General features: G+C 61.4%; 23 protein-coding genes. 8 read left to right on the top strand and 15 right to left on the bottom strand.

Annotation, left to right across the window (positions count from 1 at the left end; all coding sequences use genetic code 11):
• Nucleotides 1–49 precede the first annotated feature (49 nt).
• The 5 genes from J4G38_RS07680 to J4G38_RS07660 form a co-directional block, all read right to left on the bottom strand.
• Entirely contained in the window at nt 50–1,675 is a 1,626-nt protein-coding gene (locus J4G38_RS07680; RefSeq protein WP_210513758.1) for a hypothetical protein, read from the bottom strand.
• Nucleotides 1,662–2,276, bottom strand: a complete 615-nt coding sequence (locus J4G38_RS07675) for an RNA polymerase sigma factor (RefSeq protein WP_210513759.1) — start codon at nt 2,274–2,276, stop codon at nt 1,662–1,664. The genes J4G38_RS07680 and J4G38_RS07675 overlap by 14 nt, the downstream gene beginning before the upstream one ends.
• A gap of 256 nt (nt 2,277–2,532) precedes the next feature.
• On the bottom strand, nt 2,533–5,532 hold the full coding sequence (gene secDF / locus J4G38_RS07670; protein WP_210513760.1) for a protein translocase subunit SecDF: 3,000 nt from the start codon (nt 5,530–5,532) through the stop codon (nt 2,533–2,535).
• A gap of 135 nt (nt 5,533–5,667) precedes the next feature.
• Nucleotides 5,668–6,042, bottom strand: coding sequence for a hypothetical protein (locus J4G38_RS07665; RefSeq protein ID WP_210513761.1), 375 nt, complete (start codon nt 6,040–6,042; stop codon nt 5,668–5,670).
• Nucleotides 6,043–6,463: 421 nt separating this feature from the next.
• Nucleotides 6,464–7,876 carry a T9SS type A sorting domain-containing protein gene (locus J4G38_RS07660; RefSeq protein WP_210513762.1) on the bottom strand — a complete coding sequence of 471 codons (1,413 nt, stop codon included), beginning with the start codon at nt 7,874–7,876 and terminating at the stop codon, nt 6,464–6,466.
• A 471-nt stretch (nt 7,877–8,347) separates the two neighbouring features.
• Between J4G38_RS07660 and J4G38_RS07655 the strand changes: the two genes are divergently transcribed.
• Nucleotides 8,348–9,037 carry a hypothetical protein gene (locus tag J4G38_RS07655; protein WP_210513763.1) on the top strand — a complete coding sequence of 230 codons (690 nt, stop codon included), beginning with the start codon at nt 8,348–8,350 and terminating at the stop codon, nt 9,035–9,037.
• Nucleotides 9,038–9,158: 121 nt separating this feature from the next.
• On the opposite strand, the gene J4G38_RS07650 is transcribed toward J4G38_RS07655, so the two are convergent.
• The 5 genes from J4G38_RS07650 to J4G38_RS07630 form a co-directional block, all read right to left on the bottom strand.
• Nucleotides 9,159–9,620, bottom strand: coding sequence for a DUF4268 domain-containing protein (locus J4G38_RS07650; protein WP_210513764.1), 462 nt, complete (start codon nt 9,618–9,620; stop codon nt 9,159–9,161).
• A 151-nt stretch (nt 9,621–9,771) separates the two neighbouring features.
• Complete coding sequence (locus J4G38_RS07645; RefSeq protein WP_210513765.1) at nt 9,772–10,164, bottom strand: hypothetical protein; 393 nt, start codon at nt 10,162–10,164, stop codon at nt 9,772–9,774.
• 212 nt (nt 10,165–10,376) lie between these two features.
• Nucleotides 10,377–11,003 (bottom strand): uridine kinase family protein, encoded by a 627-nt coding sequence (locus J4G38_RS07640; protein WP_210513766.1) that lies wholly within the window; start codon nt 11,001–11,003, stop codon nt 10,377–10,379.
• An 85-nt stretch (nt 11,004–11,088) separates the two neighbouring features.
• A complete protein-coding gene (rdgB, locus tag J4G38_RS07635) occupies nt 11,089–11,682 on the bottom strand; it encodes an RdgB/HAM1 family non-canonical purine NTP pyrophosphatase (RefSeq protein ID WP_210513767.1) in 594 nt (197 codons plus the stop codon).
• An 88-nt stretch (nt 11,683–11,770) separates the two neighbouring features.
• Nucleotides 11,771–12,223, bottom strand: coding sequence for a hypothetical protein (locus J4G38_RS07630; RefSeq protein WP_210513768.1), 453 nt, complete (start codon nt 12,221–12,223; stop codon nt 11,771–11,773).
• A 202-nt stretch (nt 12,224–12,425) separates the two neighbouring features.
• Between J4G38_RS07630 and J4G38_RS07625 the strand changes: the two genes are divergently transcribed.
• The 7 genes from J4G38_RS07625 (at nt 12,426) to J4G38_RS07595 (ending at nt 18,419) form a co-directional block, all read left to right on the top strand.
• The gene (locus tag J4G38_RS07625) at nt 12,426–12,695 is read left to right on the top strand and encodes a type B 50S ribosomal protein L31 (RefSeq protein WP_191003933.1); all 270 of its coding nucleotides are present in this window, start codon (nt 12,426–12,428) and stop codon (nt 12,693–12,695) included.
• Between the two features lie 185 nt (nt 12,696–12,880).
• Nucleotides 12,881–14,098, top strand: coding sequence for a GlmU family protein (locus tag J4G38_RS07620; RefSeq protein WP_210513769.1), 1,218 nt, complete (start codon nt 12,881–12,883; stop codon nt 14,096–14,098).
• Nucleotide 14,099: 1 nt separating this feature from the next.
• On the top strand, nt 14,100–14,639 hold the full coding sequence (locus J4G38_RS07615) for a hypothetical protein (RefSeq protein ID WP_210513770.1): 540 nt from the start codon (nt 14,100–14,102) through the stop codon (nt 14,637–14,639).
• 5 nt (nt 14,640–14,644) lie between these two features.
• Entirely contained in the window at nt 14,645–15,790 is a 1,146-nt protein-coding gene (locus J4G38_RS07610; protein WP_210513771.1) for a DNA polymerase III subunit, read from the top strand.
• Between the two features lie 38 nt (nt 15,791–15,828).
• On the top strand, nt 15,829–16,761 hold the full coding sequence (gene hemC / locus J4G38_RS07605; RefSeq protein ID WP_210513772.1) for a hydroxymethylbilane synthase: 933 nt from the start codon (nt 15,829–15,831) through the stop codon (nt 16,759–16,761).
• A gap of 91 nt (nt 16,762–16,852) precedes the next feature.
• Complete coding sequence (locus J4G38_RS07600; protein WP_210513773.1) at nt 16,853–17,503, top strand: peptidylprolyl isomerase; 651 nt, start codon at nt 16,853–16,855, stop codon at nt 17,501–17,503.
• A 4-nt stretch (nt 17,504–17,507) separates the two neighbouring features.
• Nucleotides 17,508–18,419, top strand: a complete 912-nt coding sequence (locus J4G38_RS07595; protein ID WP_210513774.1) for an SDR family oxidoreductase — start codon at nt 17,508–17,510, stop codon at nt 18,417–18,419.
• Between the two features lie 175 nt (nt 18,420–18,594).
• On the opposite strand, the gene J4G38_RS07590 is transcribed toward J4G38_RS07595, so the two are convergent.
• The 5 genes from J4G38_RS07590 to J4G38_RS07570 form a co-directional block, all read right to left on the bottom strand.
• The gene (locus tag J4G38_RS07590; protein WP_210513775.1) at nt 18,595–18,798 is read right to left on the bottom strand and encodes a hypothetical protein; all 204 of its coding nucleotides are present in this window, start codon (nt 18,796–18,798) and stop codon (nt 18,595–18,597) included.
• Between the two features lie 374 nt (nt 18,799–19,172).
• The gene (locus J4G38_RS07585; RefSeq protein ID WP_210513776.1) at nt 19,173–20,150 is read right to left on the bottom strand and encodes an ABC transporter permease; all 978 of its coding nucleotides are present in this window, start codon (nt 20,148–20,150) and stop codon (nt 19,173–19,175) included.
• Nucleotides 20,138–21,208 (bottom strand): ABC transporter permease subunit, encoded by a 1,071-nt coding sequence (locus J4G38_RS07580; RefSeq protein WP_210513777.1) that lies wholly within the window; start codon nt 21,206–21,208, stop codon nt 20,138–20,140. The genes J4G38_RS07585 and J4G38_RS07580 overlap by 13 nt, the downstream gene beginning before the upstream one ends.
• A gap of 3 nt (nt 21,209–21,211) precedes the next feature.
• Nucleotides 21,212–22,840, bottom strand: a complete 1,629-nt coding sequence (locus J4G38_RS07575) for an ABC transporter substrate-binding protein (protein WP_210513778.1) — start codon at nt 22,838–22,840, stop codon at nt 21,212–21,214.
• 200 nt (nt 22,841–23,040) lie between these two features.
• Nucleotides 23,041–23,550: a hypothetical protein gene (locus J4G38_RS07570; protein ID WP_226163253.1), complete on the bottom strand. Its 510-nt coding sequence runs from the start codon at nt 23,548–23,550 to the stop codon at nt 23,041–23,043.
• Nucleotides 23,551–23,863: the final 313 nt, after the last annotated feature.

The raw sequence follows: 23,863 nt of genomic DNA, 5'->3' as shown, positions 1-23,863 counted from the left end.
GTGCGGCTTCGTCCCCTGGCCGTGCCCGCTGCGCCGAAATGCGCCAGCGTTAGAAGCCGTACTTCACCCCGAGGAATACGCCGGCGCTGGTCAGTTTCACCTTGCCCGCGCCCACGCCGCCCAGGGGCAGCTTGTAGTAAGGCTCGGCCTGCAGGCGCCAGTGGCTGCTCAGGCGGCGCTCGTAGCCCACCGACAGGTTGAGGAGGCTGAGCAGGTGCCGGTTTTGGTTGATGATGTCGCCACCGTCCCACACCTTGGACATGTTGTTTTCCCAGTAATCGTAGGTGTACCGTTCGCGCTGCATGAAGAACGAGGACAGGCCGATGCTGCCGAAAAGGTTGTAAGTGGGCCGCGAGAGGAGGTCGTAGCGCAGGTTCAGCGGGATGTCGAGCACGGTGCAGGTGCCGTCCACATCCTCAAAATCGTGCCTGTAAACCATGGTCTTGTAGGTGCCCCAGTCGTAATCATCGCGCCGCGCCATGTACTGCTTTTTCGCCCGTAATACCCCGGTGCTCACGCGCAGGCGGCTGGTGAGGCGGTATTCCAGCGTGATGCCCAGGTTAGGCAGCGGGCTTTCCACGCTGGCAAATTTCACGGTGGTTACATCGGGCGCGGCTACCAGGCCCACGTAAAAGCGGGGTTGCCGCACGGGCGTTGGCACCTCGGCTTTGGCAGGAGTCTCGGCTACGGCCACGGTTGCCAGCGGGGTGGGTAGAGCAGTTGCATCAGCCGGCGCCAGGGCAACGGCCCGCAACGCCGGGGCTGCAAAATCAGTGGCAGCAACGTTGTTCTCAGCGGATATAGTAGCGGATTTGCTGGTTGCGGATGAATTGGCTGCGGTTTTGGCTGCTACTTCGCGCTCCTGGTTGCGTGACCGGCCGGCGGTGCGGCGGCCCAAAGCAGCCGTGCGCACCTCGGCAGAATACGGTTTGCCGTGTGCCAATGCACCGTGGCTCGCTGCGTTTGAGGCGGACAACGCGCCCGCATTAACGGCAGCCGCGGTGGTTGCGAGCCGGGACGTCCCGGCCGCTTTGGTTTCATCCGTGGCCTGATAAAGGCGGGTACGGGTATGCGAAGCCGTCGAGCTATTACCACCCGCTGCCAACGCGGCAGCTACGGCACGGCTTTCGGCGGGGTGTTCTTTTGCCGCCGGGTGCTTGCGGCGGATGTCAGGAATAATGGCGGCAAGCAGCCGGGGCGCAGCAGCGTGCTTGTCAGGGGCAAGTGCTTCCGTAGTCGCAACCGGAGCGGGGGCAGCTGCCGTAACCACGGCCCCAGGCGTGGCCGCCCCGGTAGCTGGAGCTGCGGATGAAGCAGGAGAAACGGCAGTTTTAACTACAGCCGGGATATTTTTGGCATGGTTGACTGGCTCGATGGGGCTGGCAGTGGCGAGCGTGGTGCGGGCGCCAGTTGCCGCTGTCGCGGCTTCCTTCTCCTTGGCAGCCGGTGCGGCAGTGCCTACGGGCCACAGCAGCCAGCCCAGGGCTACCAACGCGACTATCACCACCTCGGCCGCGAAAAACCGCAGCAGCTTCTGCCGCACGGCGCGCTCAATCACTGCTTTGTCCAGCTGCGTTTCGAGGCGCAGCCAGGCATCCAGGGGGAAGGGCGTAGGCTCCGGTTCCGGCGGGTTGAGCCGTTGGAACGCGTTATCTATATCGTTATCGGACCACATAGCGGGCTTTCTCAGAAGTAGTACACTGGGCCAGCATCGTCCGTAAGTGGGCTCGGGCCTTGAATAGGTTTGATTTGGAAGTGCCCACCGAGATGTGCAGCTGCTCCGCGATTTCCTCGTGGCCGAAGCCGTCAATCACCGCCAGGTTGAATACCGCCCGGTAGGCCGGGGGCAGGCGCTGCACCAAGGCCAGCAGCTCGTCGTAGCTCAGGGTGTCGAGGGGCGTGGCGCCCTGGTCGGCCTGGTTCAGGGTCACGTCGTCGAGCTCCTGCTGGTGCTGGTGGCGCTCGTTGGCGCGGTAGTGGTCGATGGCGGTATGAATCATGATGCGCTTGAGCCAGCCCCGGAACGAGCCCAGCACATCCTCGGGATGGCGGGCCGCGTCGAAGCGGTACAGGTCGCGGAACACTTTCAGAAATCCGTCGTTGGCCGCTTCCAGAGCCTGGTCGCGGTCGCGGGCATAGCGCAGGCAAATGCCCATCGCGAAGCCGTGAAACTGCTGGTACAGACGCCGCTGAGCTACTCGCTCCTGCCGCTGGCAGGCCGCCAGCAGCTCAGGCAGCGTCGGCGGGGCAGAATGAAAGGGGGAGACGTGCAGCATAGTGCGGCTGGGGCAGTTGGCGGGCTTCTATAGACCACTCGGAAGATAAGCAAAAAGGGTTGCCTTGTCACGGATTTAGCCGGATTATTCGGATTGCACGAATGATTTGTGTGCCTGTGGGAAAGGGTTTTATGCGTGCCCATCACTCGTAGCTTCATAATAAAAAAGGCCGCCCAATGGGCGGCCTTTTTTGCATAGAATCCGAATAATCAATTAAGGCCAAAACAGCTCAGCCAACAATCCGCGAAATCCGTGATTATACGTTGGCAGTGCTCAACTTGGGAGCGTCGCCGGGCAGGCCCGAAACGTCCTCCCCGGCGGCAAGGCGCTCACGCTCCTCTTTCTTGCCGTAGGTGTCGAGGATGATGGGCGTGGCGATGAACAGCGACGAATACGTGCCGAAAATCACGCCGATAATCATGGCGAAGGAGAACGAGCGCAACGTTTCGCCGCCGAAAATGTAGAGCACCAACACCACCAGGAACACCGTCGTGAACGTAATCATCGTCCGCGAGAAGGTCGAGTTCAGGGCCGGGTTCACCACCTGGGCGAAGGTCAGCTTGGGGTTTTCGCGCAGGTACTCGCGGATTCGGTCGTAGATAACCACCGTGTCGTTCATCGAGAAGCCGATAACCGTGAGCACGGCGGCCACGAAAATCTGGTCCATCTCGTAGTTCGCACCCAAGGCGCGGGCAATCGGGAAGGCCGCGATTACCAGCAGCGCATCGTGGAACAGGGCCACCACGGCCGCCATCGAATACTGCCACTTCTCGAAGCGGAACAGCACATAGACGAAGATGCCCAGTAAAGTCAGGCCCAGCGAGAGCACCGAGGTGCGCTTGATGTCGTCGGCGATGGTGGCGCCTACTTTCGAGGTCGATTTGATGGCCGGCGCGTCGGCGCTGTACTGCTGCAAGCCCTGGTTGAGGGCGTCGGCCACTTTGGCGTCGGCGGCGGGGCTTTCGTCCTCGGCCAGGTAGCCGGTGGTGATGCGCAAGCGCTCGGGCGAGCCGTACTGCTTCACCTCAAGGCCGTTGTCCTTGAAGGCGGGACGGATTTTGTCGGCCACGTCGGAAGCGACCATGGCTTTGTTGAAGTCGACCACGTAAGCGCGGCCGCCTTTGAAGTCCACGCCCAGGTTGGGGCCGCCCTGGAAGTACATCAGCGTGAAGCCCACGATGATGACCACGGCCGAGAAGGTATAGGCAATCTTGCGCTTGCCCACAATGTCGAAGTTCAGGTTCTTGAACAGGTGGCGCGAAATGGCCGTGCTAAAGGTCATCGGGTGGTTTTCGTTGCCTTTCACCAGCCATTCGATGATGATGCGCGACACGAACACGGCCGACAGGAACGAGGTGAGCACGCCAATGCCGAGGGTAATGGCGAAGTTCTGCACCGGGCCCGTGCCGAAGAAGCCGAGGATGACGGCAATCAGCATGGTGGTCACGTTCGAGTCAAAAATGGCCGAGAAAGCGCGCGAGTAGCCTTTGTTGATGGCATCGGTCAGGCTCAGCCCGTGGTCCAGCTCCTCTCGGATTCGCTCAAAAATCAGCACGTTGGCATCCACCGACGAGCCGATTACCAGAATCAGGCCCGCGATGCCGGGCAGCGTGAGCGCCGTGCCAAACTGCGCCAGCACGCCCATAATCAGGAACATGTTGAAGAGCAGCGCCACGTCGGCCACAATACCGGCCCGGCCGTAGTAAGCGGCCATGAAAATCATGATGATAATCAAACCGGCCAGCGACGAGTACAGGCCCTGGTTGATGGCTTCCTTGCCGAGCGACGGCCCCACGACGGCCTCTTCCACAATGCGGGTAGGGGCGGGGAGCTTACCGGCTTTCAGCTGGTTGGCCAAATCCTCGGTGTCTTCCAGCTGGAAGCTGCCGGTGATGCTGGTGCCGCCGCCCGAAATCTCGCTCTGCACCACGGGGGCCGAGCACACGTAGTCATCGAGCACCATGGCTACCTGCTTGCCGATGTTGGCAGCGGTCATTTTCTGCCACTTGCGCGAGCCCGAGGGCGTCATGTTCATCAGCACTTCGGGCTGGCCGTTCGGCCCAATGTCGGAGCGGGCATCGCTCACCACTTCGCCGCCCAGGGGAGGCACGCCGTCGCGGGTTTTGCGCACCGGAATCAGCTCCAGGTATTCCTGCTTGTCGATGGTGGTCGGCTTCAGGCTCCAGAGCAGGGCCAGGGTGGGGGGCAGAGTGGCTTTGGCCTCCGGCGAACGCAGGATGGTGTTCATGGCCGAGGTGTCGCGCAGGTTCACGCCCAGGCGGCCGGGCATGGTGAAGAGCTTGGCCAGCACGCCGCCCTTGGCGGAAGTAGCCGACGAGTCAGCCGCAGCTTTGCCGTCTTTCGATTTCTTGGCCAATTGCTGGGCCAGTGAGGTAGTGGAGTCGCCTTTGGCGGTGCCAAAACCAGTAGTGTCGGCAGCGGCGGTAGCGGTGGCGGGGCCGGCTTTGTCAGCGGCGGCTTTGGCGGCTAGCTGCTTGTCGAGGGCCACGAGGTAGGGGCCGATTTCGTTCTGGTTCCACACTTCCCAGAACTCCAATTTGGCCTGGCCTTGCAGCAGTTTGCGCACGCGGTCGGGGTTGTCCACGCCGGGCAGCTCAATCTGGAGGCGGCCGGTGCCTTTCACGCGCTGGATGCTGGGCTGGTTCACGCCGAACTTATCGACGCGGGTGCGCAGGATGTTGAACGAGCGGTCGATGGCTTCCTCCACTTCTTTGTCGATGGCGCCAATCACCTTCTCATTGCTCGAGTTGATGTTGATGTTGCGGCTCTTGTTGGTGGTGTTGGCGAAGATGGTGGCCAACGGCTTGCCATTGGCGTTCTGCTGGTAAGCCTGCGCAAACAGTGCCGTAAACGGCGTGCCCGAGTTGGTTTTCTGGGCTTCCTGGGCCTGCTCCAGCGACTTCACGAACGCGGGGTCTTTGCTGTTGCCGCTCATGGCGCGCACGATTTCCACCGGCGAAACTTCCAGCGTGACGTGCATGCCGCCTTTCAGGTCGAGGCCGAGGCCGAGCTCGCTCTGGCGCACTTCGCGGTAGGTGAAGGGGCCGAACACGGGCGCCCGCCACACCGAATCGAGGTAGTGCTGGCGCTGGCCTTCGTTGAGCTTGCCATCGTGCGTGGCATAGGTGATGGCCTTCTGCTGCACCCCGCGCGAGACGTAGGTGAAGAACAGGAAGTACGCGCACAACGCCGTGACGACGAGGGTGAGCGCGATGATTAATCCTTTGTTACGCATTGTAAAATCAGTTATCAGTTAACAATTGTCAGTGTGCAGTGAAAACGAGGGAGTGGCAAACAAGCAGCCCTCAGCCAACAGCCCCGGACTATGCCTATGAACTGTTCACTGCTAACTGCTAACTGCCAACTGAAACTAAGGAGCCTGCGGCGACAGCGCCACGGCCAGCAGCCGCGCCCGGAAAACCTCTCCCGCCCGCACACCGGCCCGAAGGCGCGGCACCGCCAAGGCCCGGCGCAGGGCCGGGAGCCACATCGCCGGCACGGCGGCCGGCAGCCAGGCTTCCACCGCCGGCGGGGCCACGAAGTGGTCGAGCGCCGTGGTGGCTTCCAGCAATACTTTCTGCTTCACGACGGTGGCCCGCGTGGGCAGGTTCAGACGCGTTTCGCCCTGGCCCACGGGGCGCAGCACGCTCACGGCACGCTGGTTCAGGCCCAGCACCAGCAGCACCGTGGCGGTGAGCAGGGCAAAGCGGAGCGAGAACCAAAAACGGGCGAGCAAAACCAGCATGGGGATGGACGGGGTCTGCAAAGATACCATTTTGGACGAAACCGAGGCAAGAGCCGCGCCCGTGACCAGGGAAACGGCCGTCGCAAGGCAATAAAGGCCGCTCGCAACCCTATAAATCGAAGTCGCAGCCCTGTAAAGTCCGCTCGCAGACCTATAAACCGAAGTCGCAAGGCTATAAAGTCAGCTCGCAACCCTATGAAGGCTACTCGCAGGCCTATAAACCGAAGTAGCAACCCTATAAACCCAACTCGCAAGGCTATAAACCGAAGTCGCAACCCCATAAACCCAACTCGCAAGGCTATAAATCGGAGTCGCAGGCTGGGAGCAGCCGGTCGCAATGCCAACCGGCATCCCCACGCATCAAAAAAGGCCAGTAACGCATCGTTAGTGGCCTGCTTAGGTAAAAAAACGGGTTAGGAAATCAGTTCTTTTCGACCCGAAGGGTTTGGATGGTGTTGCGACGCGGGTCGGTGACTTGCAGAAGGTAGAGCCCGGCGGGCTGCCCGGCCAGCGAGAGGCGGCAAGAGGCTAGGCCGGGCAGGGTACCGGTCTGCACGGCGCGGCCTAGTAGGTCATACAGCACCCAGTGCCCGGCAAGCAAGTGCGCGTCGGCGGCCATCAGCGTGAGTTCGTCGGCGGTGGGGTTGGGGTAGGCGGCCAGTTGGGCCAGACCTGCGGACTGGGCCGTGCGGGTGGGCAGCAGGCGGTCCCAGTTGCGGTAGGCGAACAGGATTTGGTCGGTTCCGCCGATGGGACCGGGGGCGCTACCCAGGGCCACGACGTAATTGCCGGTCGGCGTGAGGGCCACGCCGGCCACGTTCTCGTCGCCGCCGCGTACGAAGAGCGTGTCGCGCAGACGGGTGCCGTTGCGGTCCACCACCACGAGGCCCACGTCGTGGGTCGGGCCGTTGGCGCGGGTGCCAGCGGCCAGGTAGCGGCCGTTGGGCAACTCCACGAGCCGGCTCAAGGATAGCAGAACGCCGTACTGCTGGTAGGAATGGGTCCAAAGCGAGTCGCCTTGCACGGTAAGCTTGGTGAGGCCGCCCCCGATAGCCAACACGTTTCCCTGCGTATCCAGCTGTAGGCGCACCGGGCCATAGAAGGAAGCAAGCCGTTCAAACCGGTAGAAGCCGACCTCATCGACGGAGATGTACTTGCCCCGGATATTGGTATTGGACGACGCGAATAGCAAATACCCGCCGGGAACGGCGACGAGATTTTGCAGGTACCCCAGTATGCTATTGTTGTACGGCACAAGTTGGGTCCAGAGCAACGCGCCGGTTGGGGAATATTTGAAGAGTGCCGGTAGGGTAGCGGCCAAATTGCCGATGGCGACGTAGTTGCCGTCATTGCCCAGCACGAGCACGTCGAGGGCGGCGTTGCTGGCTGCCTGCACCGTGCGCGTCCAGAGCGTGTCGCCGGTGGGCGTGAACTTAACCAGCCGGCCCCGTGAGACCGGTTGCCTGGTGGGGTTGGCCAAGGGGTTGGACGTGATGACGGTAGCGACGAGGTTGCCACTACGGTCCTCAATGAGGCCCCTGGGATAGAGGATGTCGGCTTGGTTCAGGACCCAACGCTTGGTCCACACCGTGTCGCCGGCGTAGTTGACCTTGCTGAGGTATAATCCTTCGCCAAACTGCTGACCCGACGGATGGAACTTGCCCAGCGTGACGAAGCCGCCGGCGACGGGCACCATGAACTCGGCCGTTTCGTCGCGAGTGGCCGTGCCCACGGCCCGCTGCCAGAGGAACTGCGCGGCGACCGGGGCGGGGCGGCCCAGCAGCAGGGCCAGGCAAGTGAGCGCAGGAAGCAGGAAACTGTAAAATCTTTTCATAGGGATAGTCAAAAGGTTGGATGAGGGAAAATGGCTTGGAAAAACGGCGGGCAATTCGTCCGCCAATTATCGCAGTTGGTGAGCATGAAGAGCCCATGCCCCGGACAAATGAGGTAGCACAGCACAAGTAGCAGCCCAAAAAAGGAAACGTTACGGGTCGGAAGCCGACAGGCAGCGTGCAAACAGTGGCACGAACGCGGAGGGACCTGCCAGTTGCAGGTAAGCCCAGAGCTCGGTAGAAAAACTCAGCAAGGCAAGCGGGCCGTGGAAAGACCCTAGGGGGCAGCCGCAGCGGTGGAGGCGCGCAGCTGAACAGCGCGTCAAATGTAGAATCCAACGGTAATTATCCGCTATACTTAGGTGTTAAGATTTGCGCAGGCAAGCTTTATCCCGTCAAGTCCGGATAAAAGCGGTAACCTTGACGGCCGGCGGCCATTCTACCGGTGCCATCGTTCTAACCCCTTCATTTTTATGGATGCCCGCGAAGAGAAACAATACGCCATGACCACCGTGCTGGTCAAGTTCGTCGCCGACAACGCCGAGGCCATCGGCGCCAGCGAAGTGGCCGCCGCCGAAGCCGCCGACATTGCCCCGGCCTACCAGCTGCTCACCACGGCCGTGGGCACGGCCCCGCTCAGCACCGCCGCCGTCACGCAACGCGCCGCCGACCTGCGCGCCGAGCTGCTGGACGTGCTGCCCGCCGTACTGGGCCCGCTGCGCTCCATTGCCACCAAAACCAACGATACCCCCCTGCTGGCCCGCGCCACCCTCAGCAGCACCCAGCTCCGGAACATGAAGCCCGAAGAGCTGCGCGACGTGGCCGCCGGCCTCTTCCACGATGCCGATGCCCACGCCAAGGCCCTGGCTCCTTACGGCCTTTCGGTCCCCACGCTGGCCCTGCTGCGCGGCAAGCAAACGGCCTTTGCCGCCACCGTGCGCGGCACCAGCTCCCTTATCGACCAGCGCAGCGAAGGCAACCAATCGGCCTCCGACCTGCTGCTCGTGCTCATGCAGCAGGTGTATGAGCTCGACAAGCCCATGGCCGTGTTCCGCTTCCTGAACAAGCCGCTTTACCGGGCCTACAAAAAAGCCCGCCGCGTGGGCAGCACCGGCGGCGGCCAAGGCAGTGCGGCCGGCCCGGCCGTGCCACCCAATGTGTAGCTTTGTGTATGTAGGGTACGTCCCCGCACCCTACATACACAAAGCTGGGAATTGCCCTAAAACCACAAAAAAGCCCTGGTCGCCTGTGCGGTCAGGGCTTTTTTGTGGCTGTGCTTGGAGGCTACTTCAGCGCCTCAAACGCATATTGCGCATCCGCCCAGAACGCATCGAGGGCAATGAGGCGGGGCTTGAAGAACGAAATCAGCGCCGGCCAGTCGTCGCGGCTGAAGAGGTTGGCCGGGCTCAGCTCGGTGTAAATCCGGCTGTAGGGCAGGCCGTGGGGGTCGGTGGCGGCGGCTTCCCAGGTCCAGGTTTCGCTCAGGGCTTCGTGCAGCAGCGGGCGCAGCTCCAGAAACTGCTCCCAGAACAGCTCCCGAATACCGGCGTCCGGGTGGTTCAGCTCGATGGCGATGGTGGCCCGGCGGTTATCGGCCTGCATCCGGAAATACACGTTTTTCAGGCCCGTCTTATAGTTAATCCAGTTCGTCGTGTCGCCCTCGGCCGAGGGCACCGGGGCCATGTACTGCCCAAAGGCCGTCCAGAACGCCTGGCGGAGCTGGGTTACTTCTGCTTTGCTATACATTCAATAGTAGGGTAAAAAAGACGTCATGCTGAGCGGAGCCGAAGCATCTCTACCGCGCAACTAATCCTTTTGACTGGATTACTCCTGCGGTAGAGATGCTTCGGCTCCGCTCAGCATGACGTTCTGAATAAGTGCTGTCCCCAATTAACCGCTACAGCGGGGTGGCCCACCAGCCGGCCTCGTTATTCTGAATGGCCACGCCCCCGGCGGTGTGGTAGTATTCTTCCACGCACTCCCGGAAGCCGGGGTTATTGATGCTGGCGAAGCACACGGCGTGGTCGGCGGTGGGCAATGGGCCGGTGTGCACGGCAAATACGCTGCCCCGCTCGGCCTTGGTGATGATGAGGTAGGTCGTATCGCTGAGCTTGTTGAGCGAGGCGTCGAACACCTCGCTATACTCCTTATCGGGCGTGACGGCCACGCGCAGGGCCGCGCTGCCGGCCGGGTGCTGCAGCACGCCGGTCTGGCCGTTTTTATCGCAGCTCGTGAGCCCTGCCAGCCCCGCGAAGGCCATTACCGCAACCCCTAGAATCGTGCGCTTCATAAGAAATAATGCCGAACAAAAAGTAACTGCCTCCCCCAGACCAAGCACTACTTACGCCGCCCCAAGGCGGGCGGTTCTTCAAGCTTGGTGGTCCAAGATAATCCGTATTTACTCACATTATTATGAAGTTCCCCCAAAAATACGCTTCGGCTCACCCCCGATGAAGTGACCGCGAAGGCCGCCGCCGCCCCACTTCCCTGAGCAGCAGCCCGCTATTTTTCGGCCGTTACCTTGGTTTGCAGAAAGCCAATCAGCACTTCCAGGCCCTTTTCGAAGTGGCGGTTGTTGGGCACCACAATGTCGGCGTAGTGCTTGTAGGGTGCGATGAACTGCTCGTAAGTAGGCGCTACGTGGTGGGTGTAGCGGTACAGCACGTCGGCCAGGTCGTAGCCCCGCTCGTCCCGGTCCCGGATGATGCGGCGGTGCAGCTTCACGTGCTCCTGGGCATCGATGTACACTTTGAGGTCGAGCAGCTTGGCGATTTCCTCGAAGTGAAACACAAAAATGCCCTCCACCACCACAATGGGAGCCGGCCGAAACACCAGCTCCTTCGGCGTGGCCGCCGCGTTATTGAACGTGTACTCCTTGCGCCGCACCTCGTGGCCCTGGCTGATGCTCAGCACGTCGGCGGCATAAGCCGCCGCGTCGATGCTGGCGGGCAGGTCGAAGTTCTCAACCCCTTGGTCGTCGCGGAGCTGCTTTTCGCGCGGGTGGTAATAATTGTCCTGCGAAATGAGGCAAATCTGCTCTTCGGGAAAAGCCGCCAGAAGCCGGCGCAGAAACGTGGTTTTGCCAGAGGCGCTGCCGCCGGTGATGCCAATTAGATACGGGGTTTGCATAGCTGGCAAAGTTAACGCTGCGCTTAATGAAGAATTAATAATGGGGAATGAAGAATCGGCAGAGGTGCCCGAAATCCCTCATCTCTCAGTCCTCATTCAAAAAGGTCAGGAGTCCCGCCACCGCTCGCGCCCGGTGGCTGATGAGGTTTTTTTCGGTGCCGCTCATCTCGGCAAACGTGCGCCCGTCGCCTTCCGCCGGCACAAACACGGGGTCGTAGCCAAAGCCGCCCGTGCCCCGGCCGTGTTCGGCAATGTGGCCCGCCACTTCGCCGGCGAACTCGTGCACTGTGCCATCGGCCCCGGCCAGGGCCACCACCGTCCGGAAGCGGGCCGAACGGTCGGCCGAACCGGCCAGCTCTTGCAGCAGCTTGGCCACGTTGTCTTCGGCCAGCCGCTGGGGGCCGGCGTAACGGGCCGAGTACACGCCCGGCGCGCCGTCAAGGGCCGTTACTTCCAGCCCCGTATCGTCGGCAAAACAGGCCACGCCGTAGTGTTGGCGCACGTATTCGGCTTTTTGGCGGGCGTTGCCTTCCAGCGTGTCCTGGGTTTCGGGCAACTCTTCGTGGCAGCCGATGTCGGCCAGGCTCAGCAGGGCGAGGCTGGGCGGCAGCAGCGGCCGGATTTCATCCAGCTTGTGGGCATTATTGGAAGCGAAGCAGAGCTGGGTGGGAGCCGGCATTTTTGTCAGACGTAAGTTTTAGGGTGCAAAAGAACGTCAGGCAGCGCGCAGCAAAGCTCCGCGTTCTTTTATCCTACTTGCTGCCGGCCTACCGAAACATCGACTTAATGGTGCCCCAGGAGCGGAGCACGGCGCTGGGCGTGCCGGCCAGCACCGTGAGGTAGCTCTGGTCGCCGCCGGGGCCGCGCACCGTGAGGCGGTAGGTGTAGGGGCCGCTGGCATTGGCCGGGACGGGGGCGCTGCCGGCCGTGGTCCGGTACACGTTGGTATCGAGGTACTGGTAGCGCCGCTGGCCGGTGGGCGTCACGCTGTTCACCGTGGTGTAGGTGGTTTCGGAAGCGGCTTTGCGGGCCAGCTCGAAGCCGGTAACGTCGGTTTCGCTGTTTACTTCCCACTCCACCCGCACGTTGGCGCCATCGTAGGCGGCGGTGAACAAGGTGAGCGTGGCGGCATACGCCACGGCAACGCTCCACAGCACCAGCGCCAGCGTGGCAAGGCCGGAACGACGGAACAGACGGCGGATGAGTACAAATTTCAGCACGCGCGACGGACCGGCCCCGAATGAGGGTCGGATTCAAATGTACAACCTTTTCATAGAGTCAACAAGCTCAGCCGCACGCCGTGGCCGCGCGCACTGCCCGGAAAATATTGGACCCATAGTTGGGTATTTCCGAGCTAAGCTGTACTTTTGCAGTCCCTTCCGCAAAATCGGCAGGGTTCAACTGGTAAAACAGGCCCTCGATATGAAAAAAGACACGCACCCCGAGTATCAGGAAGTAGTATTCCAGGATACTTCTTCGGATTTCAAGTTCATCACCCGCTCCACGATGAAGCCGACCGACACCATCACGATGGAAGACGGCAAGACGTATCCGCTGGTGAAAATCGAAGTAAGCTCTGCTTCGCACCCCTTCTACACCGGCAAAAACATGTTCATCGACACGGCCGGTCGCGTGGAGAAATTCCGCAGCCGCTACGCCAAGAAAGAGCAGGCCAGCGCCAACAAAGAATAGCCAATTTAGTTGTCAGTTGCTCGTTTTCAGTTGTTAGGCTGAAGACATGACAACCGAAAGCTCCCGGTAGCCCAGCTGCCGGGAGCTTTTCTTTTTACGATACCCGAACTTTGCAGTCGGCGCTATCTCAGCCTGGTCGTGGGTTTGACCAGACTACCAACAATTATCAACTGACAACTAAGTAGATGCACATCCTGCTTTTCGATGACCCCGCCATCCGGCCGCACTTGTTGCCTTTTACCTTCACGCGGCCGGTGGCGGCGTTGCGCTGCGGCATTCTCACGCTGGCCGAAAAGTGGCAACGGCACCTGGCCGCGCCCACCGTGGGCTACCTCACCCAGCCGTATTTGCAGGCCAAGTTTCCGGTGTGCGCCGACGGCCTGGTGACCGGTCCCGCGCTGGTTATCAACGGGGCCGTGTGCCCCGATGACGTGCTGGTGCGGCAGGTGCAGGCCCTGCGGCCGGGCCAGGGCCTGTATTGCGACGAACTGCTGGTAGCAGCCCACCTGGCCGATGCCTCGCTGATTGCGGAACTGGTGCAGGATGGCCTGACGGAGGAAATCCAGGTGGCGGAGCCGGTCACGGTCATCGACCGGCCGTGGCAGTTGTATCTGCGCAACGGGGTCGAAATCCGTCGCGACTTCGCCCTGCTCACCAAAGGCCGCATCTCGCAGCCGGTCAATGATGCGCACACCATCGTGTACGGGGCCGAAAATATCTTCATTGAACCTGGGGTAAAAATCCGCGCCGCCATTCTCAACGCCGAGGACGGCCCGATTTACCTGGGCAAAAACTCGCAGGTGCACGAGGGCGCCATCATCAAAGGCCCGCTGGCCTTGTGCGAAGGCTCGCACATCAACGCCGGGGCCAAAATGCGCGGCGATAACACGGTAGGGCCGTTTTGTAAAGTGGGCGGCGAAGTCGGCAACAGCATTCTGCTGGGCTACTCCAATAAGGGCCACGACGGCTACCTCGGCAATTCCGTTATCGGGGAGTGGTGCAACCTGGGGGCCGATACCAACACCTCGAACCTCAAAAACAACTACGCACCCGTCAAAATCTGGAGCCACGCCACCCACCGCTTCGTGGACACCGGCCAGACCTTCTGCGGCCTGATGATGGGCGACCACAGCAAGTGCGGCATCAACACCATGTTTAATACCGGCACGGTGGTGGGCGTGGGGGCCAATATCTTCGGAGCCGGCTTCCCGCGTACCTTCATCCCAAGCTTCAGCTGGGGCGGGCCGGCGGGCTTCGAAACCTTCAAGCTGCCCAAGGTGAACGAGGTGGCCGAGCGCGTGATGGCCCGGCGCAACCTGCCGTACGATGCCGTGGAGCAGGCAATAATGAAGGTGGTTTTTGAGGCCACCGAGGCGGACAGGATTTGGGAAAAGGTGAAGTAAGATGAAATCCTACCGCGTCGAATATGTGCAACTAGCTGGTTGGGAAACCGACGTGGTAGGTTTGTGGCTGGCTGAAAACGAGGATTGGCTATTACTACATCATATTCCCGTTGATTATGTAGTAGATGGTTATGTGCTGATTGCGAAGGCGCACATAGTGTCGCGCAAGCCGCATCGCAATCGAAAGCAAGTCGAGCAGGTTTTAAAGCTCAAGAATATCGAAGCAAATGTGCCATCCGGTTTTGCTTTTCTGGACTTGCTGGGAATGATGCGATGGGTGGAGCAGCGATATGGACTGATAGAATTCACTGATAAGGAAGACTGCACGTTCTTTGGTTGGATTAACGAGGTCGATACTGTGCATTTGTGGGTCGATACACTGTCGCCCAATTGCACGGTACGGGTGCGCGACAATGGCAAGCCACCCTTTGTGCTGTCAGAAGTTCAGCTTATTAGTTTCGATAACGATTACTTCAACTCCCTCAAGTTGCTCTGGCAGCATAAGTCGCGTCAGAAACTTTTGAAACCAAGCGACAACTAACTGCCGTGCTTTTCAACGACATCCCCAACCAGTCCGCCGTCAAGCAGCTCCTGCGCCAGTCGGTGCAGCGGCAGCATGTGGCGCATGCCCAATTATTCCGGGGCCAGGAAGGCGGTGCGGCGCTGGCCCTCGCCCTCGCCTACGCGCAGTATCTGAACTGCGAGGCCCGCGCCGCCGACGCCGAGGACAGCTGCGGCCACTGCCCGGCTTGCACCAAGACGGCCAAGCTGGCCCACCCCGATTTGAACTTCATCGTGCCCGTGACCACCACCAAAACGGTGGCCAAGGACGCGGTCAGCAGCAAGTTCATGGCCGAGTGGCGGGCATTCATTCTCGACAACCCCTACAAGGGCCTCAACGACTGGATGCAGCACATCGGGGCCGAAAACAAGCAGGGCAATATCTCCAAGGATGAGGCCGGGCAAATCCTGAAGCTGGTGAGCCTGAAAGCGTTTGAGGCGCGCTTCAAAATCGTGATTCTCTGGCTGCCCGAGCTCATGCACCCCGCCGCCGCCAACGCCGTGCTCAAGCTGCTAGAGGAGCCGCCGCCCGCCACCATTTTCCTGCTGGTGAGCCACGCGCCTGAGCAGCTGCTGCCCACCATCATCAGCCGGGTGCAGCCGGTGGTGGTGCGCCCGTTTTCGGAGGACGACATCACCGCCTACCTGCGCGACGAGTACCAGGTGCCCGAAGTGAAAGCCCGCCAGGTAGCCCAGCTGGCCGACGGCAGCCTGGGCGCCGCCCTGGCTAGTCGCGACGCCAATGCCGACCACGACTACTTCGAGTTCTTCAGCGGCTGGATGCGCCTGTGCTTCAACTACGGCAGCAAAGCGGCCGACATCCTGAGGAAAAGCGAGGAATTCCAGAAGCTGGGCCGCGAAAACCAGAAGGAAATGCTGGCCTACTCCCTGGGCCTGGTGCGCAAAGTATTATTGTTCGGCATCGACCCGAAATTTGTGCCCCACCTCGCCAACGGCGAGCAGCAATTCGTGGCCGGCTTCGCCAAATTTGTGACGCCCCGCAACGCCGATTTGCTCACCAAAGAGCTGACCGACGCCCACTACCATATCGAGCGCAACGCCAACCCCAAAATGGTGTTCGTGGATAGCTCGCTCCGGCTGGGCAGCCAGCTCCGCCTGGCCCAGAGCTAGGGCCACAGGGTTGTTAAATATTAAATGTTACTTGCTAAATGACCTTCCCCATCCGCCTCGCCACCCGCGCCAGCCGCCTCGCCCTCTGGCAAACCGAACACGTGGCCAGCCTGCTGCACGTGGCCGGTTTCGCCACCGAAATCGTGCCCATGCAAACCACCGGCGACGCGGTGCAGGACCGGTCCCTGGCCAAAATCGGCTCCAAAGGCGTGTTCACCGAAGAGCTGGAAGCCAGCCTGCTGCGCGGCGAAACCCACCTCGCCGTGCACTCGGCCAAAGACGTGCAAAGCAGTATCCCGCGCGAGCTGGAGCTGCTGGCCTTCCTGGAGCGCGAGCAGGTGAACGACGTGGTGCTGAGCCTGGACGAGCATTTTTCGCTTACCAAACCCGGCATCGTGCTGGGCACCAGCAGCACCCGCCGCAAGGCCCAGCTGCGCCGCTTCTATCCCCTTGCCGAAACGGCTGAAGCCCGGGGCAACCTCCAGACCCGCCTCCGCAAGCTGGAAGAGGGCCAGTTTGATGCCCTGGTGCTGGCCTACGCCGGCGTGCACCGCATGGGCTACGGGCAACTGGTGCGCCACACGCTGCCCGCCAACCAATTTGTGCCCGCCACCGGCCAGGGCAGCATCGCCATCGAGTGTGCCGCCGACCTGGACGACGACCTCAAAGCCCGCCTCAAGGCCGCCCTCGACCACCCCGCCACCCACACCTGCCTGCTGGCCGAGCGCGCCTTTCTGCACACCATGGAAGGCGGGTGCAGCATTCCCTCATTCGCGCTGGCCACGCTCGATGGCCACGGCCTGCGCCTGCACGGCGGCCTCATCAGCCTGAGCGGCGAGGAATACGTGGAGGAAATTCAGGCCGTCGAAACCGTGGCCGAAGCTCATGCTCTGGGTGTTTCGGTGGCTGATGCTGTGCTGGCCCGCGGCGGCCGCGAGATTCTGGCCAGCATCCGCGAGCACCGAGGGTAAGGACTTCGCCGCGTGGCGTGCGGCCCGTTTGCGACTGGTAAGTGAATCCGCGTAGTTTTGCGGGCATTCCGTTTCACTCGCTTTTCTTCAAATGAAGTTCTATTTTCCTCGCCTCGGGTGGGCGCTGCTGGCCCTGTTATGGCTGGTCAGCCCCGCCTTTGCCGCCGACAAACCCGGCAAACGCCTTAAAAAAAGTCACAAGGACGAAGTCGTCACCCTCACCACTGCCCAGGGTGTCATTCGCCTGGTTTTGTTCGAAGACACCCCGCTGCACAAGGCTAACTTTCTGAAGAAAGCCAAAAGCGGTTTCTACGACGGCACCACGTTTCACCGCATCATCCCTGGCTTCATGATTCAGGGCGGCGATGCCAACTCTAAAGATGCCGACCCCGGCAACGACGGCCTGGGCCAGCCCAACGAAGGCACCATTCCGGCCGAGCTGACTCCCGGCCATAAGCACGAATACGGCGCCGTGGCCGCCGCCCGCATGGGCGGCCCGGCGGGCACCCCCAGTAGCATCACCCAGTTTTATTTGGTCGAAAACCACGACGGGGCTCATTTTCTTGATGGCCAGTACACTGTTTTCGGCCAGGTGATTCAAGGCCTCGACGTCATCGATAAAATTGCCAAGCAGCCCAAAGACGGCCGCGACCGCCCCCTAGCCGACCTCAAAATGACCATGAAAGTGGAGAAGCTGAAGTGCAAGAAAATTGCCAAGCTCTACGGCTACACTTACCAATAAACCGGTGAAAATTCTGCTCACCGGTTCCAACGGCCTGCTGGGCCAGAAGCTTGTGGCCCTGCTCCGGCAGCAGCCGGAGGTTGCCGTGGTGGCTACTTCACGCGGGGCCAACAAGCTGGCCGGCCTCTACCCCGACCTGCAGTTCCGGCCGCTCGACGTTACCGATGCCGCCCAGGTGCGCCGGGTGCTGGCCCAGGAGCAGCCCACTCACCTCATCCACACCGCGGCCTTGACCAACGTGGACGAGTGCGAACTCAACCAGGAGGCCTGCTGGCTGCAAAACGTGACGGCCGTGGAAAACCTCGTGCTGGCCTGCGCTGCCCAGAATATCCACCTCACTCACGTCAGCACGGACTTTGTTTTTAGTGGCGAAGCCGGCCCGCTGTCCGAAGAAGCGGAGCCCGGCCCCATCAATTTCTACGGCGAAAGCAAGCTGGCCGCCGAGCGCCTGGTGCAAGCCAGTGCCGGCCGCTGGGCCATTGCCCGCACGGTGCTGGTGTACGGCGTAGCGCACGAATACGGCCGCACCAACATCGTGCTTTGGGTGCGCGACTCCCTGCGCGCCGGCAAAGCCATCAAAGTAGTGGACGACCAGTGGCGCACGCCCACCCTGGCCGAAGACCTGGCCCAGGGCTGCTGGCTAGTGGCGCAGCAGGCCGCGCAGGGCATTTACCACCTCAGCAGCGACGAACTGCTCACTCCCTACGCCATGGCCCTGCGCGTAGCCGACTATTTCGGCCTCGACCGCAGCCTGATTGCGCGGGTCAATGCGCACACGTTTTCGCAGCCGGCCCGGCGGCCTGCCCGCACCGGGTTCCTCATCGACAAGGCCCGGCGCGAACTGGGCTACCGCCCGCACACTTTTGCCGAAGGCATTGGCGTGGTTGGGGAGCAAAGCAAAACGGCAGCGGGCTAAAAAAAACCCGCCGGGGTAGACGGCGGGTTAAACTCAACAGGGGTAGCCGGTGAGCGGTAGATACAGAATTGGGGGTAGAGTATTACGCCAGATAGAACAGTGTTGGTGGTAGATTAAGGAGCAGGAGAATAGAAAATACGTGGAATAGAAAGGAGGGAAAGCAGGTGCGTGATTTTTAGGATTGGGGCCAGATTCCCACCAACAAGCCGCCTACCAGCACGGCGGTGCGGCCCAGCAAAGCAGCTTCGCCCAAGGCGCGCGGAACAACTGTGCCATCCGGCGTCACAAAATCGATGCCCACAGAAACGGGACGGACCAGTCGGTTTAGCGCTTTGGGGCGGCGAGGGGTACTTAATGAAGGGTAAATGAGTAGATACATACTGGGTTAGGTAGAGGTAAGGAGTTGAAATAGCCACAGCGCAAACAGAAGTTCCGCTAAGGCAATACAATGTTACGGCCCCTCTTTACCTGAAAAAAAGGACACAACGCTTCAGATTAAGACATCAGAAATCAGCCAATCTTAGAGGAAAAGCACAAGTAATTGCCCGTAAAAATCTTTTTTGCAGAATAATACTACAGGAAGAATGGCATTCATTGATTTGATAATCAATGAATTGATTCGTTTAGGTCGTCGAATAATGGGGCTTCTGGTTTTCGAAAAAAAACCCGATTTGCGACATCGGGAACATTCGATTTCCCTGATAATTTCGGCCGAAAACAGGCCATCTCCTGAAGGGCGCGGGAGTGACCAAATCAGCCCAAGATACGCCTTTGGCGCCCCAATGCATTGAGGCTTAACATGCTTATTATTAATAAAATACTCGGGAATAAAAATATCCACCAAGCGGTCGGCTCCTCTCGCGCGGTTGCCAGGAGACGTCCCCAGCTAGCCACATCCGGAGGCAAGCCAATGCCCAAAAACGATAAGGTGCTTTCCAGCGCCAGCAGCCCGGCTATGCTGAGGGGAAGCGTGGTGCGTAGCGGCTGCAATGCCTGTGGCAGGGCATGGCGCAGCCAAATCTGACCAGCGGGAACCCCGGCGGCTCGGGCTGCTTCGATGAAAGGCAGGGCACGCACCCGCAGCATTTGGGCACGCACCAGTCGAGCCGGGTACGGCCACGAGGTGAGGGTGAGCAGTGCCAATAAGACCGGCTGTGATACGGCCGTACTGGCCGCCAAAGCCACCACCAGCACCAGGCGCGGAATGGTGTCGAGGGTGGTTGCCGCGCCCATTACCACCGCATTGATGGGCACTGGCCAAGCGGGCACGGGCCGACGGTACAGCCGGGTGGCCAGCGTCAGGCCCAGTCCGAGCGCCGCCACCACCAGCCCCAGCAAGGGAACGGGCAGCCGTAGCGCCCACCAGGTGCTGCCCACTCCCAATAGCCACCAAGGAGCGGCCAGCCGGGTGGTATTGCCCCAATACCCCGCGGCCCCGCCCGCCGCCGCACCCAGCAGGCCCGCCATTACGGCGGCGGGCAACGTGAGCAGCATGGCGGTGCGTGCACCAAAAACCAGCACGCTTAACACGTCGCGCCCCTGCGGGTCGGTGCCGAGCCAGTGGCGCCCCGGGCCAAAAGGGGCTTGGGCCAGATGAGCTAAATCGGGCACGCCGGGCCGGTAGGGCAGCGGCAATACCGGGGCCAGCCCAGCGGCCAGCACCACCAGGCCTAGCCACAGTAGCGCCAGCTTTTGGGCCCAGGAAAGTGGGGCGAAAGTCAGGATTGCCAACGGATGCGGGGGTCGGCCCAGAAATATAGAAGGTCGGCCAGGAGCAGGGCCAGCAGGCGCGCCGCGCCCGTCAGCAGCACCCCGCCCACCAGCACGGGGTAATCGCGGGCAGCGGCGGCTTCGGCCAATAGCCGCCCCATGCCGGGCAGCGCAAATACCACTTCAACCACCACCGCCCCGGCCACTAAAGCGGGCAATAATTCGGTGACCTGGGCGATGGTGGGCAGCAAGGCATTGCGCAGGGCATGGTGCCTGATAACCGCGGGTTCGGCCAGCCCCTTGGCGCGGGCCGTGGTGGCATAGCCGGTGCGCAACTCCCGCGCCAGGGCCGCATCGAGCTGGAGGGCAAGCTCGGGCATGGCCGTGAGCGTGAGGGCCGCCACCGGCAACACCAGGTGCAGCAGGTAAGTGGCGAGGTGCCCCCATGCACTCGCCTCAACCTCAGGGGATTGGTCGAGCCCATAGGCTGGGAACCACGCCACTACTTCAGGATTGGCAAAGACCAGCAGCAAGGCCAGCGCCACCACGAACAAGGGCAGGGCGTGGACCGCGGTCAGGAGCACTCGCAGGGGCTGCTGCCACCACGGTGCGGCGGCCAGGCGTTGGGCCAGGGCCAGGGCCGCCAGCACCGCCAGCACCGCTGCCGCGCCCGTGAGCGGCAATGTGTAGGCAAGCGCAGCGCGCAACCGGGCCGGTACCGCCTGGCCGGTGCGGAACGACGTGCCCCAGTCGCCATGCAATAGCCCCGCCGCCCAGCGGTGGTACTGATTGCGGCGGCCATTCCAGTGCCATTGCACCCGGCCGATGCGCGGGTTGGCGTTGCGGCTCAAGTAGAAAAGGGGCCGGTCAAGGCCCAGCCGCTGCTGCACGGCGCGTTGGGCCGCCAGCTGTTGGGCCGGGGTAGCGGCGGTGTGGGTGGCCCCCAGGTCGAAAGCAGTTGGGGCCGCCAGCAGCAAGGCCGCGCTGGCGTCCCGGTGGCTCAGCAGGAACACTGCCGATGCCAGGGCCCACACCGCGAGCCCCGTGCGGGCCAGGCGCCAGAATACTAATCGGACCATGCGCTACGGGGTTGGCGAAGAGGATGGGCCGCGCTCCAGGGTAGCAGCAGAATACCCCGGCTTGAGGCTGCTGGCGTGCAAGCCGCGCAGCCGCCGGTCGGCCGCAATGCGATTGGGCAAAAAGAACAGCGGCACCAACGGGGCTTCTTGCTGCATCAGGGCTTGAAATTGGCGCAGGAGCCGCGCCCGGTGCACTCTGGTGTCGGCCGTTGTAATGGCCTCGATAAGCCGGTCGCTGGCCGGAGTGCTGAACCCGGTCGAATTGCTTATTCCGACGCTTGAGGAATGGAGGACCGGCGTAAAATTAAACATGAACGGGTTGCCCTTCAGCACGCGCACGTACATGTCGAAATCGCCGGTCCGCAGCGCCATCGTAAAGGCCCCAGATTCGGTTGGTTGGAGAATTACCGGAATGCCAATTCCCGCAGCGGTAGCCTGAAACTGCAGCGCAATGGTGGCAAATAATGATTCGTCGGCGCGGTATCGCAGCACCAGCCGCAGCTGCTGGCGCCCCCCGTGCAGGCCGGCCGAGCGGAACCAGCCGCTGTCGGCCTGCCCCGCTCGCTGCCAGCCCGCCTGGCGCAGTAGCCAGGCGGCGCCAGGCGGGTCGAACGGCAACAGCGCTAAGCTGTCGTTGTAATTGAGGCTGTCGGCTGGGCTGATGACGCCGGTGCTGCGCTGCCCCGCGCCCAGCTGCGTAGCCCGTAGCAAGCCCGCGGCGTCGAAGCACCGGCTCAGGGCCCGGCGCGTGGCCGCATCGGCCAGGGCCGGATGGCGGGTGTTGAAACCAGCCGTCACGACATCGTAAGAAGGCGTGGAATAAAAGCTCAGGGACGCGCGCGCCGCAGGCGACGCCTGCAGGCGGGCAAATTCGTGGGCGGGCATTTGCGGGTACACGTCCAGGTCGCCGCGTCGCAGCGCCAGGGTTGCGGTTGCGGCATCGGGAATGATGACGTAGCGGAGCAGCCGGGGCCGGGCCTGCAACACAAACGGCACCGGCCGCAGCTGGTCGGCCCACCAGTGCGGCTTGCGTTGAAAAGTGAGGTACCGGTCTTTTTCCCAAGCCACCAGCCGGTAGGGCCCGCAGCCCGGCAATTGACTGGAAATGTGACCGGTGGTAGCGGCCACGTAGCGCCGCGCCAGGGCCTGCAAGGCCGAATCCGGGGGCGCAGCGGCTGGGCGATTCTGCAGGTCGGCCAGGGCAAACCGGCGAAGCTGCCCGCGGGGGTCCAGAGCAGCTTCGGATAAAACGAAGAATTCCCCGGAGGCCTTCTGGTATTCGATGGCTTGCCCCTGGCATACCAGCGCAAAACGCCGCGGGTCCCTGGCGTCAGCCAGCACTGCCCGGATGAAGCGGTACTGGTTGCGGGCAACCTCGTTGGATAGGCCCGGGCAAAACATCAGCTTCAGCGTGAATTCGACGTCGCTAGCCAGCACGGGGCGGCCGGTATCCCAGGCGGCGGCGGGCTTTATCCGGTAGCCAAGCTTCATCAGCGAATCCCCAACAAGCTGAATGGCGGGGAGGGCTTCGGCTAAGGCCGGTGCCAGCTCCTTGGTGAGTACATCTGCCTGAAGCAGGCTGATATTTAATAAATTATTAGCATCAAAGGCTGCCTGATTAGGCAACAGCATCGGGTCCAATGTTTCGGGGTCGTGAACCCAACGAATGCGGATGGAATCCGATTTGTTGGGATTAGACGTGCAGCTGAATATCAGCAAGATAATTGCTGTATAGAGTAATATTCCAACTGCAGGATTTTGCTTCACGCGGCACACCTAAATTGCCCTGTCACAGAGGGCAGGCAATATAGGTATGAAATTTTGCCGCTTGCTTAAGCGGCGATATCGCCACCCCAACCGCCGCTGCCACCAAGCGAAGCAACATCCCCGCCCCAGCCGCCGCTGCCACCTAAAGCAGCCACGTCCCCGCCCCAGCCGCCGCTGCCACCGAGCGAAGCAACGTCACCGCCCCAACCGCCGCTGCCACCGAGCGAAGCAACATCTCCGCCCCAGCCGCCGCTGCCACCAAGAGCAACATCTCCGCCCCAGCCGCCGCTGCCACCTAAAGCAGCCACGTCCCCGCCCCAGCCGCCGCTGCCACCAAGCGAAGCAACGTCACCACCCCAACCGCCGCTGCCGCCAAGAGCAACGTCACCACCCCAGCCGCCGCTGCCGCCAAGCGAAGCAACATCCCCGCCCCAGCCGCCGCTGCCACCAAGAGCAGTCATGTTCGTACCTGCGCTGATTGTAACAACCGGTGCCTTCGAAGCAACACTTTCTTGGGAGGCGCTAGAAGCGAGGCTAGCAAATTGTAACAGGGCGATGGCGAGGATATTTAGCATGATGCTTAGCGATTAAAAGGTGTGTCAGATGTTTGAGTGACACAAAGTTGACGCTTCACGCTCCTGTTCAAAAGGACAATATTTGCCTAAAGTTGACCTGTATAATTTTTATGAGAATAGTAACTATATTGATAAATTGAATTAAAAAATAACCTTATTAGCATCCAGATGGAGTTTTTTTTTGAGTGGTTTGAGAAAAAATAACCAATTTGTGACGTCAAACCATTGAATTGCCCATAAAAAACCACAATACAAAGATTGACGGGATGACACCGATGGAAAAAGGAAACAATACCCATTTTTGTGACGTAGC

It is taken from the genome of Hymenobacter terricola (genome assembly GCF_017921975.2).
GTDB classification, from domain to species: Bacteria; Bacteroidota; Bacteroidia; order Cytophagales; family Hymenobacteraceae; genus Hymenobacter; species Hymenobacter terricola.
This window is presented reverse-complemented; position numbering and strand designations above follow the sequence as displayed.